Origin of the sequence: Bacillus sp. FDAARGOS_527 (assembly GCF_003812125.1) — a bacterium.
GTDB lineage: Bacteria > Bacillota > Bacilli > Bacillales > Bacillaceae_G > Bacillus_A > Bacillus_A paranthracis.
Genome location: NZ_CP033795.1, coordinates 810,400 through 824,719 on the forward strand (window position 1 = coordinate 810,400; position 14,320 = coordinate 824,719).

The 14,320-nt window shown below is 35.7% G+C and carries 16 protein-coding genes and 1 other RNA gene; 13 read left to right on the forward strand and 4 right to left on the reverse strand.

The window, feature by feature from the left end; genetic code table 11:
* Positions 1 to 2: 2 nt before the first annotated feature.
* A complete protein-coding gene (locus tag EGX95_RS06590; RefSeq protein WP_000442680.1) occupies positions 3 to 521 on the forward strand; it encodes a YpoC family protein in 519 nt (172 codons plus the stop codon).
* 23 nt (positions 522 to 544) lie between these two features.
* Here EGX95_RS06590 and EGX95_RS06595 read toward each other — a convergent pair whose 3' ends face one another.
* Together EGX95_RS06595 and recU are read right to left on the reverse strand one after the other, a co-directional pair.
* Positions 545 to 3,247 (reverse strand): PBP1A family penicillin-binding protein, encoded by a 2,703-nt coding sequence (locus EGX95_RS06595; protein ID WP_001283128.1) that lies wholly within the window; start codon positions 3,245 to 3,247, stop codon positions 545 to 547.
* Positions 3,248 to 3,312: 65 nt separating this feature from the next.
* Complete coding sequence (recU, locus tag EGX95_RS06600; protein WP_000155592.1) at positions 3,313 to 3,915, reverse strand: Holliday junction resolvase RecU; 603 nt, start codon at positions 3,913 to 3,915, stop codon at positions 3,313 to 3,315.
* 103 nt (positions 3,916 to 4,018) lie between these two features.
* Here recU and EGX95_RS06605 point away from each other — a divergent pair, with 103 nt between their 5' ends.
* Positions 4,019 to 5,044: a DUF2515 domain-containing protein gene (locus EGX95_RS06605; protein ID WP_002027377.1), complete on the forward strand. Its 1,026-nt coding sequence runs from the start codon at positions 4,019 to 4,021 to the stop codon at positions 5,042 to 5,044.
* Between the two features lie 123 nt (positions 5,045 to 5,167).
* On the opposite strand, the gene EGX95_RS30270 is transcribed toward EGX95_RS06605, so the two are convergent.
* Positions 5,168 to 5,344, reverse strand: a complete 177-nt coding sequence (locus tag EGX95_RS30270; RefSeq protein WP_001982922.1) for a hypothetical protein — start codon at positions 5,342 to 5,344, stop codon at positions 5,168 to 5,170.
* Positions 5,345 to 5,429: 85 nt separating this feature from the next.
* Here EGX95_RS30270 and EGX95_RS06610 point away from each other — a divergent pair, with 85 nt between their 5' ends.
* Both EGX95_RS06610 and EGX95_RS06615 read left to right on the forward strand, forming a co-directional pair.
* Positions 5,430 to 5,672 (forward strand): hypothetical protein, encoded by a 243-nt coding sequence (locus EGX95_RS06610; protein WP_001252039.1) that lies wholly within the window; start codon positions 5,430 to 5,432, stop codon positions 5,670 to 5,672.
* A gap of 15 nt (positions 5,673 to 5,687) precedes the next feature.
* Entirely contained in the window at positions 5,688 to 6,032 is a 345-nt protein-coding gene (locus EGX95_RS06615; RefSeq protein WP_000872959.1) for a YppE family protein, read from the forward strand.
* A 25-nt stretch (positions 6,033 to 6,057) separates the two neighbouring features.
* On the opposite strand, the gene EGX95_RS06620 is transcribed toward EGX95_RS06615, so the two are convergent.
* Positions 6,058 to 6,249: a YppF family protein gene (locus EGX95_RS06620; protein WP_000242664.1), complete on the reverse strand. Its 192-nt coding sequence runs from the start codon at positions 6,247 to 6,249 to the stop codon at positions 6,058 to 6,060.
* 177 nt (positions 6,250 to 6,426) lie between these two features.
* On the opposite strand from EGX95_RS06620, the gene EGX95_RS06625 reads away from it, so the two are divergent.
* The 9 genes from EGX95_RS06625 (at position 6,427) to ypwA (ending at position 14,313) form a co-directional block, all read left to right on the forward strand.
* On the forward strand, positions 6,427 to 6,951 hold the full coding sequence (locus tag EGX95_RS06625; protein ID WP_097648766.1) for a YppG family protein: 525 nt from the start codon (positions 6,427 to 6,429) through the stop codon (positions 6,949 to 6,951).
* Positions 6,952 to 7,106: 155 nt separating this feature from the next.
* Positions 7,107 to 7,529 carry a CotD family spore coat protein gene (locus tag EGX95_RS06630; protein ID WP_000546264.1) on the forward strand — a complete coding sequence of 141 codons (423 nt, stop codon included), beginning with the start codon at positions 7,107 to 7,109 and terminating at the stop codon, positions 7,527 to 7,529.
* A gap of 56 nt (positions 7,530 to 7,585) precedes the next feature.
* On the forward strand, positions 7,586 to 8,140 hold the full coding sequence (locus EGX95_RS06635) for an SLOG family protein (RefSeq protein ID WP_000862921.1): 555 nt from the start codon (positions 7,586 to 7,588) through the stop codon (positions 8,138 to 8,140).
* A gap of 97 nt (positions 8,141 to 8,237) precedes the next feature.
* Positions 8,238 to 8,576 (forward strand): cell division regulator GpsB, encoded by a 339-nt coding sequence (gene gpsB / locus EGX95_RS06640; protein ID WP_000622430.1) that lies wholly within the window; start codon positions 8,238 to 8,240, stop codon positions 8,574 to 8,576.
* Between the two features lie 87 nt (positions 8,577 to 8,663).
* Positions 8,664 to 9,054: RNase P RNA component class B (rnpB, locus tag EGX95_RS06645), an RNA gene on the forward strand.
* A gap of 180 nt (positions 9,055 to 9,234) precedes the next feature.
* Entirely contained in the window at positions 9,235 to 10,374 is a 1,140-nt protein-coding gene (locus tag EGX95_RS06650; protein WP_123805473.1) for a THUMP domain-containing class I SAM-dependent RNA methyltransferase, read from the forward strand.
* Positions 10,375 to 10,435: 61 nt separating this feature from the next.
* Positions 10,436 to 10,618 carry a DUF3921 domain-containing protein gene (locus EGX95_RS06655; protein ID WP_000376895.1) on the forward strand — a complete coding sequence of 61 codons (183 nt, stop codon included), beginning with the start codon at positions 10,436 to 10,438 and terminating at the stop codon, positions 10,616 to 10,618.
* Positions 10,619 to 10,755: 137 nt separating this feature from the next.
* On the forward strand, positions 10,756 to 12,693 hold the full coding sequence (locus tag EGX95_RS06660; RefSeq protein WP_000493702.1) for an ATP-dependent DNA helicase: 1,938 nt from the start codon (positions 10,756 to 10,758) through the stop codon (positions 12,691 to 12,693).
* A 102-nt stretch (positions 12,694 to 12,795) separates the two neighbouring features.
* Positions 12,796 to 14,313, forward strand: a complete 1,518-nt coding sequence (ypwA, locus tag EGX95_RS06665) for a carboxypeptidase (protein ID WP_000215096.1) — start codon at positions 12,796 to 12,798, stop codon at positions 14,311 to 14,313.
* Positions 14,314 to 14,320: the final 7 nt, after the last annotated feature.

Genomic DNA, 14,320 nt, shown 5'->3' on the forward strand with positions numbered 1-14,320 from the left:
GGATGGAGCGAGTGATAGAAATACCGAGAGAATTTCGGTGCTTACCATTTTTTAAAGAAAGTATAAATTCGATTGCGTATTATACAGAACAGTCATTTGAAGAAACAATACAAAAGACTTATTTTATATATGATATGGAAAGACAATATGAGCCGTGGAATGAAATTGAAAACAGTATTCCGGTACTATTGAATGTATGGAAAAATAAGCATGAGGACATTGCTACTTTATTTCGAAACAGAAAGAAACAAGAAGCTGAAGGTCCGATGATTCTTTTTGCAGCACATTTATTATCAATTGTATATTGGCTAAACGAGCAACCTGTTCATTGTTTGAACAAAATGGCAGATTACACGAGTAAGTTGGAAGTACAACCAGTTAATTTTATAGAGCGATATTCGTTCATTATAAAGAAACCGAATAATTATCATTCTTATATTCAGTTAGCGCAGTTGTATATTGAAATAGAAAAGCTATATGTAAAGAAAATGATAACAAAAAAGAAGTCCTATTCTCGTTAAGAGAAAGGACTTCTTTTTTTGTATTAAGACTCTGTTGTAACAACATTTCCGTCTGCGTGAGGTGTATCTTCGCCGGTATTTTGTTGTTGTTCTTGTTGTTTCTTAGCTTCTTCTTCAGCTTTTTTTCTAGCTTCCTCTTCAGCTTTCTTTTGAGCCTCTTCTTGCTGTTTACGTTGTTGTTCTTGTTGTTTCTTAGCTTCTTCTTCAGCTTTTTTTCTAGCTTCCTCTTCAGCTTTCTTTTGAGCTTCTTCTTGCTGTTTAAGCTGCTGCTCTTGTTGTTTCTTAGTTTCTTCTTCAGCTTTTTTCTTAGCTTCTTCTTGTTTTAGTTTATCTTCATTAGCCTTTTTCTGAGCTTCCTCATCGGCTTTTTTCTTAACTTCTTCTTCAGCCTTCTTCTTAGCAGCCTCATCTTCAGCTTTCTTCGCGTCTGGAGTTCCTCCAGGCGCAGTGAAGGATGCACCAACGGCCGGGCTTGTTCCAGTACCTTTTTTCGCTACTACAGAGAAGCTATAAGTAACACCTGGTTTAATACCACCAAGAGTAGCTGTCGTACCTTTTATTGATAAACTACCGCTTGAACCGTCAGTCGCTTTATAGCTTGCGGCATACGCATCAACTTCTGCTGGTCCAGACCAGTTTAGTGTAACTGTGCTAGCGCCATCGAAAGTGACATTAAGACCACTAGGTGCATCTACTTTAATTTGTTTCACTGCATCCTTTTTAGCGCCTTTTACATACAATTCACCATTTAATTCTTGTACAGAAGAAGGGCGTTCGAAACGAGTTTTATCTGTAGCGAATTTACTCATCATTACTTGGAACATTTGCTGTGCAATTCTAGTATAACGATCACTAATGTAGTTTTCTGGGCCATTTTTTTCGTACCCAGTCCATACTGCCATTGTATATTGCGGTGTATATCCAGCGAACCAGCTATCTCTGTTTGCATCAGCTGGAATACCATATTCTTTTATAACGTCTGCATCAAAGTTTTGTGTTCCTGTTTTACCGGCAACATCAACACCTGAAACGTATGCTGTTGGACCAGTACCGCCAGAACCAGGTTTTACGACGTCACGAAGAACGTCAGTCACCATGTAAGCTGTGTAGTCTTGCATCGCACGTTGTTCTTTCGGTTTAAAACTTTTCTTTTTCCCATCTGGGAAGGTAACTTCTTTTACGAAGTGCGGTTTATTGTAGTTCCCACCATTACCAAAGGCTGCATATGCACCTGCTACTTGTAATGGTGAACTATCGTTACTACCAATTGCTGTTGATTCAAATGTTTTGCCGTCTTTAAATGTCATACCTAAACCTTCAGCAAACGCTTGTGACTTAGGAAGACCAACAGCTTGGGCTGTTTTTAAAGCTGGGATGTTTAATGACTTTTTCAAAGCTTCACGTAGTGAAACGTCACCTTTGTAACTATTTGTTGCATTTCGTATCTTTTTACCATTGGAATACGTATACTCTGAGTCATTTAATTGATGGTATGTAGACCATTGTAAATTTTCAATTGCTGGGCCGTAGTCAAAAATTGGTTTCATTGTTGAACCGACTTGGCGTTTTAAATCGGTAGCCATATTATGACCTTTGAAAGTAGACTTACTTCCTTTACGCCCAGCTCCAATTGCTCGAACTTCACCAGACTGTGTATCCATAAATACGAACGACCCTTGGAATTGATCATTCGGATACTTAATAAGATTGCCATCCATAATTTTTTCAGCATAATCTTGCGCATCTTGATCAAGTGTTGTATGAATCGTTAAACCATCTGAACCAATATTTACATCAGGATATTCTTTTTCAACTTCTTTTACAACCGCATCTAAAAATGCTTGATACTTCATCTCAGTTATTTCTGAAGACGGTTGAAGACCCTCTGTTACTGGAATCTTAACTGCATTATTCATTTCTTCTTTTGTTATATAACCATGTCGATTCATTAATGACAATACGACATTACGACGATTTGTTGCTCGTTCAACATTTTCCTTTTTGGTTGGATCATAAATGTTTGGACCTTGGGGTAAACCAGCGAGCATAGCAGCTTCATGTAACTGTAAGTCTTTTAAATCTTTTCCATAATATTTTTGCGCTGCTGTCGCAATACCATATGAACGGTTACCTAAATTAATCTTATTTAAGTACATTTCTAAAATCTCATGTTTAGAGTATTGTTGCTCTAATTTGTAAGATAGGTACCATTCTTGTACTTTCCTCTTTGCAGTTTTGTCCATCGTTAGAAAATAGTTTTTGACTACTTGTTGTGTAATCGTACTACCACCTTGAGATCCGAAACCTCCAGTGACATTTTCCATAACTGCTTTTGTAGTTCGTTTAAAATCAATACCATTATGATCATAGAAACGTGAGTCCTCAGTTGCAAGGAATGCATTTTCAACTACTTTTGGAATTTGATCATACGTAACGTGGGTTCGTTTTTCAGCACCGTATTCATAGAAAAAGTTCCCATCTTTATCAAGAAACTTTGTTGATAAAGGATTGACGAGTTTTGATTTGTCTAATTTTGGAGCATCCTTCACCATAACAAAGAAAGCGGAAACGCCAGCTACAAGACCAACGATACCAAGAAGTAGACAACCTATAAGGAATTTTTTAAAAAAGGAGCCTTTTTTCTTTGGTTTTTTCTCTGTATTTGTTTCTTGCTTTTGATTTTTTACATGATTTCGTTCTGTACGAGAACGATAATTATCTGACATTATACTTTCTCCTACCTTTCATTCTCTCCCCAAAAGTCGAAAAAAGAGCCTTAGTGATGACTCTATCACGAAAAATAAACCGTGTCTAGTACACGGATATAATCAATCCGAGGGTGATAACCGCATGATAATAAAGATCCATGCTCTTCTATTTCTTCTTTCGTAATCGATTTTCTTCCACCTGTATTTTGACGATTCCAAAATGCAATAATATGTTTTGCATCTAATAAATAAAGTTCATCAAAAAGTGTAAATTTAATAATAACAAATGCAATTCCATTATGAGCGATTACTTGCTTCATATGCTCAATTTGATGAAGGTGGAAGTTTTGAAGTGGAAAACTCGTTTTATTTTTTGTTTCTTTCGCTTCAAAATCGATGTATTTCCCTTTATATACACCGTTGTAATCTGTTGTAGAAGGTTGTTTAAAATACGCTTCTTTTACCACTGCAGCACTTCGAGCGGGGTAATCTACTTTTACAATTTGAAGAGGTGTAGGTTTTTTATGTACGCATGCAATATTATGGGTTAAGTAATATTCATTCGTTTCATTCAATTCCTCTTCAAGGGACATACCTCTGTTACTATAAGTATGTTTTTTAATTGGTGTTTTATGAGGTTGTGAAGCTTGATTGTACCGTTTTCCATTTGGGTAACGAATGGTCATAGTGTGTCCACTCCCAACTTGCTAAGAATTACTTACAAAGGTGATTATAACAAAAAATGAAAAAAGATGTGACCTTTTTGCAGAAAGGTATGATGACTTATTCATGTTTACATGGAATGATTATGAAAAAATTAAACAATATCGTAAAAATACGGTCTGTACAGAGAAAGAAAAAACAATGGTTTACAACATGAAGAGGGAAATAGAAATAGCTAATATGGACAACATTTCTCGAACGCAGTGTTATCAAGAATATTATGTAAGAAATAGTGAAATTAGGTGGGCTTTTTTAGCGAGTATGGTCTCGAGAAATGCGGGGTGGAATATGACTGATTTACAAGGGAGGTATTATGCTACTGTTTTACCTCAAACAGTAAAAAAACATTTGTTTTTGACTTATGAAGAAGCGAATTGGATTATTTTTTTAGATGCATTTCCTCAGCTGTTGTTATACGAAGAAAGTAAGAGGAGGCAGATCCCACTATTCCATTTGTTACAATATTTTAACGTATCCATTTTTATGGAAAAAGAATGGATATATTTTTGGGAGAAAAAAGATATAAATAGACTTATGACAGCGCTTATTATAAATGAACAAAATAAAATTCAAAAACCAGTTATTGAGAATGCATACTTTAAAAAACATGTATTCCATACAGCCCTTTTTAAATTACAAGAAATGCTCCATATTAGTGCCGTTATATTCCCAACCGTTGAAGGGAAGGTGTATGGTTTTTCAGTTTATCAATTTGAAACGTTACAGAAGCGTATAGAACTAGGAAAGAAATTAGCAGCGTTACTGTTCCATCCGAATTACAAAAGTTTATTCCATAGATTTGCATCGCAAACGATACACACAGGATCAAGAGCAGATTATGAATGTTATGTAAGTGAAGCTAGAAAATCTTGTACACCAGCTCTTAGAGAAGTTTATCCTGCTGTTGCACATGATGAAATAAGTATGAGAGATTGGTTTTGTAGAGATACGGAAATAAATGAACTATTTTTACGAGAAGAGTATACGGGTGAAGTTGATATAACAGAATGGTATAAAAGAAAGAGGGAGCAAATCTATATTGCTTCCACCGTAAATCGTTTTGTTAAAAGGATGGATGAGTTCGTGATATAATAAAAAAGAAGTCCCGTCTTCATAAATGAAGACGGGACTTCTTAATGTGAAGTAACCCTACTATGCGTGGTAAACATTTAATCTCAAAACGTAATGAATATAAGAGATTAAAGAAGTTTCACTTTATGTAGCAGGGAAGTTTGGACCATCTAATTTTGGATTGCCAGTTTCGGGTTTATTTTGTTTATTTTGTTTTTTCTTTTTTTCGTTTTTGTTCTTTGCCATTTTCATGCACCTCCTTTTTGTATTGTTACCATTTCTATAAATGACATACAAAATGATTTCTTTGACGAATAACAACTAGTTTTGTCATGTGGGCAGGAGTGAAGAATCATTCGGCGAAATTACATGACAAAGGAAAAGCAAAGAAGGAGGCGTTTTGTATATGGCGATGGTTCAGAAGGAAGATGTAATGAAAACAATGGATCAAATGTTAAGTTCTCTCGATTTGCTGGAAATGAATATAGGGATTAGAATGAATCATGCATTAAAGGATAAGAGTGAAAAAATATGCAACAAGATAGAAATAACAGAAATGCATATTGAGCATATGGAAAATAAATTAGTGCATCACGAAGAAAAAGGGAATTGGGTGAAGGCATTTCAAAACGTCGTAGTGAGTGCATAATAAGGTGGGAATAAAATGAAGTATGAAGCATTAATACAGTCTTCGGAAAAACTTATGCAACATAATAATGAAGCAAATGTGAAAAAAAGAGAAATGATTGAATACGATTTTTACAAGGATATGAAACCGTTTGTAGATATGGTAGATGAGGAATTAAAAGTGTGGAAAGAATTAGCTTATGAATGGATTAAGGAAGAAAAACCGAAGTATATACATGTACAGCAAATTGATCAAGTGTACGATAATTTACAAACAAATGTGTTGCAATGCTTTGTAAATAAAGGTAAAGGTAAGCGATTCTTTGAAACGCATCAAGCCATTTCGTATACTTTGCAAAATATAATTGAGCAATGTAAGTAACAAGAGGGGAAACCCTCTTGTTTTTTTATGCTTCTGTCACTGTTGTAGGTTTTGTTGCCCCGTTTATTTCTAGTTCTTTTATTACTGTTCGGTAATCTGAAATACATATTTTCCCTTCGAGATACCAATGTCTCGCAAAGTCTAACAATTCATTTACATTCTCTGTGTAATACCCCTTTTTTTGAGAAAACGCTTGTTTTAAATCCCCTAATACCATGTTGATTCCTCCCCCATGAGAATCTTCTTCTTTTTTATCATAGCATGGAAGGGTTTTCTTTTATAATTTTTTAAAAATTTAAACTTCCGACAAAAATAGACAGATACTCCGTCACACAAATTATTTTACAAGTACATATTATATATGTAGAAACTTATGTGAAGGAGGAGAGAATGCATGTTTCAACAATCTAACGTATATCAGCAATCTAATCCATATGCACAGCAAAATATGTACCAATATAATACGGATACATATTTACGTTATAATATGTATCCTTTCGAGCCTCATTATGGAAATCAAAATTATTACCAGCCATTTGAAGTATCGTTTATGAATCAACCGCAGCAACCGTATATGAACCAACAACCGCAGCAACCGTATATGAACCAACAACCGCAACAACCGTATATGAACCAACAACCGCAACCTTATATAAATTCACAATATTATATGCCACCACCATCTCCCTATGGCAATCAACAAGCGATGTTTTATCCACCAAAACAACCGTATCCGACACAAAATAAACAAAAGCAACAGCAGCAACCAAGCCAATTTTCTAGTTTTGTTTCCCAATTTAAAAATTCAGATGGTAACTATGATGTAAATAAAATGATGAATACAGCTGGACAAATGATGAATGCGATGAATCAAGTGACAGGTATTGTAAAGCAAGTGGGAGGCTTTTTTGGTAAGTAATGTCGAAGGTTTGTCTATAAAAAGCATTGGATAGAAAATCAAAGACTAGACAAATTTCCTTAGAATAAATGGGTATATATAACAAGCGGCTTACCCTCTTTTCTCATACTGTAAAGTGTAATCAGATTTTTTTTATGAGAGAGGAGAGAAAAACTATGCATCATTGTCATCCTTGCTTTGGAGGGCATAAGCCTACAGGACCTATTTGTACAACTGCTCCTGTCATTCATCCGACGAAACAATGCGTAACACATTCTTTTTCAACAACGGTGGTGCCACACATTTTCCCGACGCATACAACACATGTACATCATCAACAAATTAAAAACCAAAACTTCTTCCCGCAAACAAATTCAAATGTAAATGTTGTGGACCCAATCGACCCAGGATTCGGCGGATGTGGACCATGTGGCCATGGTCATCATCACCACCACGGTCATCAAATATCCCCATTCGGACCAGGACCGAATGTATCACCGTTTGGACCAGGACCAAATGTATCTCCGTTTTTACCAAACAATGTATCACCAGTAGGTCCGAATATTGGACCAAACGTTGGTGGAATATTTAAAAAGTAAATGATATGTTAGAACTAGCGAAATGCTAGTTCTTTTTTTGTAATTGGAGTGTTGATATGAAAGTTATTGCAGTAACAGGCTATAAGCCATTTGAACTTGGAATATTTAAAAATGATCATCCAGGAGTAGAATGTATAAAAAAGGCGCTGCGTCGTAAATTAACTGCTTTTGTAGAAGATGGGTTAGAGTGGGTTATAATAAGTGGCCAGTTAGGTGTAGAATTATGGGCTGCTGAAGTTGTTTTTGAAATACAAGTAGAATATCCAGATTTAAAATTAGCGGTATTTACTCCATTTTTAGAACAAGAAGAAGGTTGGAAGGAAGATAACCGTGAATATTACGAATTTATTCTCTCTCAAGCAGACCATGTTGATAGTATCACAAAACGAAAGTACGAAAGCCCAGAGCAATTTAAATTAAAAAATCAATTTTTTATTGAAAAAAGTGATGCACTTTTAGCTGTATATGATGAAGAAAAACCAGGGAGTCCTAAATATATTGTAGAAGCGGCAAAGAAAAAAGGAGAAATAGAAAATTATCACAGTTATTTCATTCTTTTTTCCGATTTACAAGATATAATAGAAGAGGAACAGTGGAATAATGCTGAGTAATATGTAATATAGTACTCGTATATATGATTGACAAAAAGCATTGTTTCTGAAAAAATTTAGTTAATGAAAGTTTTGGCAAAAATTTGAGGTGAAGAAAATGATTTCGGATAAAATTAAATTAACGGCAAAAGATATTTTAGAAAAAGAATTTAAAACAGGTATGAGAGGTTATCAACAAGAAGAAGTAGACAAGTTTCTTGATATGATCATTAAAGATTATGAAGCTTTTCACAAGGAATTTGAACAATTAAAGCAACAAAATGCTCGTTTAAAGCGTGAATTAGAAGAGCAAAAGCTAGCAGCAACGCAAGTTCCACAACAACCAGTTGTACAAACACCAGTTGCACAACCAGTATATAACAACACGAATACGGACATTTTAAAACGTTTATCGAATTTAGAAAAAGCTGTATTTGGAAGTAAGTTATACGAATAATTTCTGGTGATAAAAAGGTTACAGCATTTTACATAGAAAAAAACATTGCAAAATCTTTTTGTTTCCACTATACTAATGGATGTCATAACGTTTGGGTAATCGCTGCAACGCCAACGTTGTAGAGGAAAGTCCATGCTCGCACGGCCTGAGATGGCTGTAGTGTTCGTGCCTAGCCAATTCATAAGCTAGGGTATTCTGGCTGTAAGGCTGGTTTAACGGCAGGGAAAAAACCTAAGTCCTTTCGGATATGGTTTGACTACCTTTAAAGTGCCACAGTGACGAAGTCCTTGAAGAAATGATAGGAGTGGAACGAGGTAAACCCCACGAGCGAGAAACCCAAATAATGGTAGGGGAATCTTTTCCAAGGAAATGAACGATGGGAAAGGACAGGTTGTATAACCTGTAGATAGATGATTGCCACCGGAGTACGAGGCGTGGGCCGTTTGCAGTACAAAGGAACAGAACATGGCTTACAGAACGTTATGAACCAACTATGAAATAACTCAGCTCTCCTTTGTTAGAGGAGGGCTTTTTATTTGTATGAAGTTATAAATGATGAGTTAAAATGGTTAATGAGAAAATTCTTCGTAAAATGTAATAATTAATAGGAGAAATAGCTATTAATTATTGTTTGAATATACATAAGAGGTGAATGCAAATGGGAAAAGTTACTTTAATCGCAACAGCGGCAATGGGTATTGAAGCTTTAGTTGCCCGAGAAGTTCGTGATCTAGGTTATGAATGCCAAGTAGAAAACAGCAAAGTAACATTTGAAGCAGATGAAAAGGCGATTTGTCGCACGAATTTATGGTTACGTACTGCGGACCGTGTGAAAATTAAAGTTGGCGAATTTAAAGCGACAACATTTGATGAGCTGTTTGAGAAAACAAAAGCATTAAACTGGGGAGATTATATTCCAGAGAACGGTGAGTTCCCTGTTATCGGTAAATCTTTAAAATCTGAGTTATTCAGTGTTTCGGATTGCCAGCGTATCGTTAAAAAGGCTGTCGTTGAAAAATTAAAAACAACATATAAACGTACAACTTGGTTTGAAGAAGATGGCCCGTTATTCCGTATTGAGATTGCAATGTTAAAAGATATCGCAACATTAACAATCGATGCGAGTGGTGTTGGACTTCATAAACGTGGATATCGTGTGGATCAAGGGGAAGCTCCTTTAAAAGAAACATTAGCTGCGTCTTTAATTAAATTAACAAACTGGAAGCCAGATCGTCCTTTCGTGGATCCTTTCTGTGGATCGGGTACAATTCCGATTGAAGCAGCATTAATTGGACAAAATATCGCACCAGGTCTTAACCGTGGTTTTGCATCGGATGAGTGGGGCTGGGTTGGTAAACAAAACTGGCGTGAGGCTCGTCAAGAAGCAGAAGATTTAGCGAACTATGATCAACCATTGCAAATCATTGGATCAGATATTGATCATCGTATGATCCGTGTTGCTCAAGATAATGCAGAAGAAGTCGGTTTAGGCGATTTAATTACATTTAAACAAATGCAAGTAAAAGATTTCACAACAAAAGAGGATTATGGCTATGTTGTAACGAATCCTCCATACGGAGAACGTTTAAGTGAAAAAGCACTTGTTGAACAACTATATAAAGAAATGGGACAAGTATTCCGTCCATTAGACACATGGTCGGCATATGTATTAACAAGTTACGAAGCATTTGAGAAGTGCTACGGAAAAGATGCATCGAAGAAACGTAAACTGTTTAACGGATTTATCCGTACAGATTACTACCAGTACTTCGGAAAACGTCCACCTCGTAATTCATAGTATAAAACTCCTCCAGCGCGCATATACTGGCTATTATGTAATGCGTAAAGGAGGAACTGATATGGATAGTTTCCAATTATCAATGATTCAAAAAGCTATTCACCGTACGTATGATGAGCTCGGAAAAGAAGTGGATAGCCAAGGTGCGATTGTAGATGAAATACAAAAAGCACAAGAAGAATATTTGTCAGCTCTTTCACATGAAACAGCGATTGATAAACGGTATTTAAAGTCATTAATATAGAAGAAAATTTTCCTTTTTCGAAAGGAAAATTTTTTTTCGTGTATTTCTATGTATTGCAACAGGGGAAAGTGGCTGCACACATATGAGTAGCAGTTGCTATATCTTTTATAGAAAAACTTTTTGGTTGGAGGCTAAGGATGTTTACTGAGAAGAGATTACCATTTGAAGTAGGGAAACAAGACAATTTTTATGATAAGTTGAATGAGTGGATTGGAGATGTGTTTTACGACATCCTTCCGGAAAAAGGCTTTGAAGAACGTGATGAACAAATTTTTATGGCGTTTCAATTAGAGCGTGCTTTTCAAGAAAAGAAAGTTATGTTCGCAGAAGCTGGTGTAGGAACCGGGAAAACAATTGTATATCTTCTATATGCAATTTGTTATGCACGTTATACTGGAAAGCCAGCGATTATCGCTTGTGCAGATGAAACGTTAATTGAGCAGCTTGTGAAAGAAGAAGGGGACATTGCTAAATTATCTGAGGCATTAGGCTTATCGGTAGATGTAAGACTTGCGAAATCAATGGATAATTATTTATGTTTACGTAAACTTGAAGATGTTATGAGTGGACGAGCTCCAGAAGTAATTGAAGATGTGTACTACGAATTACCGCAGTTTGTATTTGACCATGGTACGATGCAAAACTTTACTCACTATGGTGACCGAAAAGAATTTCCGCTTTTAAATGACGAGGAATGGTCAAAAGTAAATTGGGATTACTTCCAAGATTGCTTCACTTGTGATTCGCGACATCGTTGCGGGCAAACTCTATCACGTGAACATTATCGTAAAGCAGCAGATTTAATTATTTGTTCTCAAGATTTCTATATGGATCATATTTGGACGTACGATGCTCGTAAGCGTGAAGGACAAATTCCATTATTACCAGAAAGTAGTTGTGTTGTATTTGATGAAGGACATCTTGTAGAATATGCAGCTCAAAAAGCTTTAACATATCGTTTAAAGCAAACGATGATGGAGCAACTTTTAACGAGATTATTACAAAATGATATTCGCGAGGAGTTTGCGCATTTAGTAGAAGAAACAATTTGGCAAACAGAGCGATTCTTTGATGTGTTACAAGAGAATAAAAAAGAAATTGCTGGTTCTGATCGTTTAGAAATTACTGTGACAGAAAAAGTAACGGCTGAAGCGAAGCGACTTTATGCGAAAATTGGTGAAGTCGGTGATGCATTAGTATTTGAAAGTGAAATGCATACAGTAAACACGTATGATTTAAATATTGTTGATGAACATTTAGATGTATTAGAGCATTCACTTCGTCTGTTTATGCACGAGAAAAATGTAATTACATGGGGTGAAGAAGGTGATGGAGCTTTCACGTTAGTAATTATGCCGCGTGCAGTTGAAGAAGTATTACAAGAGAAAGTATTCTCGAAGAAAATCCCGTATATTTTCTCTTCTGCTACATTATCTAACAACGATTCATTCGCATTTACAGCAAATAGCTTAGGGGTAAAAGATTACTTATCATTCTCAGTTGCCTCCCCGTTTGATTACGAAGAGCAAATGGCAGTAAACTTACTATCTCATACGAAAGAAAATGAATGGGAAAGAAAGTGTCAATATACACTTGAAAATATACAAAAAACAAATGGACGTACACTTGTATTATTCCGTACAACGCAAGAACTTGCAGCGTTTAAAGAATATGTAAGTAAAGAACAAATGTCAGTTCCGTTCCTATATGAAGGGGACCAAGAAATTAGTCAGCTTGTTTCTCGTTTCCAAAATGAAGAAGAGACTGTACTTTGTGCCGTTCATTTATGGGAAGGTTTAGATATTCCTGGTTCATCATTATCACATGTTATTATTTGGTCATTACCATTCCCTCCAAACGATCCTGTGTTTGAAGCGAAGCGTAAGCACGTAAATGATCCATTCTGGGATGTAGATGTACCATATATGATTTTACGTCTTCGTCAAGGGATTGGCCGTTTAATTCGTACGAGCGAAGATAAAGGTGCTATATCAATCTTCTTATCTGATACAGAAGATGAGAAAGTGGTAAAAGCAGTGAAAAACGTACTACCAGTAGAAGGTAAAGAATTATAAGGAGAAAGCTTGGCGCTTGCCAAGCTTTTTTTTTTATTATAAAAGGAATTTAGATTTTCATGTCGAATTAAGTTTGAGGTAGAAAAAGGAGGTTTTTATATAATGACAGTAGCTACATATGAAGTAGAAAAACAATTTTTAACATATGTGAAGAAGATACAAAATTACGGAGAAGCGTTAAGCTTAATGTTTTGGGACTTAAGAACAGGTGCGCCTAAAAAAGGTGTAGACCAGCGTTCAGAAGTAATTGGCATGCTTTCATCAGAAGTGTTTGCTATGTCGACTTCAGATGAAATGGGAAATTATTTAACAGAGCTTGAAGATTTAATACGTGAAGACAAGCTTTCTGAAACGACGAAGAAAATGGTGGAAGAGTGCCGTAAAGAATATGATAGAAATAAGAAAATTCCACAAGCGGAATATGAAGCGTATGTGAAATTAGAAGCGAAAGCAGAAAGTGTGTGGGAAGAAGCTCGCGAAAAATCTGATTTCGAAATGTTCCGTCCGTATTTAGAACAAATCGTTGAATTTAAAAAGAAATTTATTACATATTGGGGTTATGAAACATATAAATATAATACATTATTAGATATGTATGAGCCGGGCATTACAGTAGAAGTGTTAGACCACGTATTTGGTCAACTTCGTGAGCGTATCGTACCGCTCGTAAAAGAAATATCGGATTCGCAAAAGAGATTAAAGACAAGTGCTTTATCAGAACATTTTTCAAAAGAAAAACAAAAAAACTTTACATTAGAGCTATTAAAGCAATTAAATTATGACTTTGAAGCAGGTCGTCTTGATGAAACGGTACATCCATTCGAGATCACATTAAATAGAGGGGATGTTCGTATTACGACACGCTATGACGAAAAAGATTTCCGTATGGCTGTGTTTGGCACAATTCATGAATGTGGTCATGCTGTATATGAACAAAATATTGCAGAGAAATTTGAAGGTACACCGCTATGTAGTGGAACATCTATGGGTATTCATGAGTCACAATCATTATTCTTTGAGAACTTTATCGGTCGTAATAAATCATTCTGGAAGAAAAATTATGATTTATTAAAAGAGTATAGCGATGGTCAATTCAATGATATATCAGTAGATGAGTTTTATGATGCAATAAATGAATCGAAGCCTTCATTTATTCGCATAGAAGCAGATGAGCTTACATACCCGCTTCACGTTATGGTTCGTTATGAACTTGAGAAAGAGTTATTTGATGGCACATTACAAGTGAAGGATTTACCAGCGGCTTGGAACGATAAAATGGAAGCATATTTAGGAATTCGTCCGGCTAACGATGCACAAGGCGTATTACAAGATGTTCACTGGGCTGGTGGTTCATTTGGATACTTCCCATCTTATGCGCTTGGTTATATGTATGCAGCGCAATTTAAGCAAAGAATGGTAAAAGACATTCCGAATTTTGATGCATTATTAGAACAAGGAAACGTAACACCAATTCGTGAATGGTTAACAGAAAACATTCACCAATACGGTAAAACGAAAAAGCCACTTGAAATTTTAGAAGATGTAACAGGTGAAGGATTGAATGCAAATTACTTAGCAGATTATTTAGAAGCGAAGTATAGAGAGATTTACGAGTTATAAAAAAGGG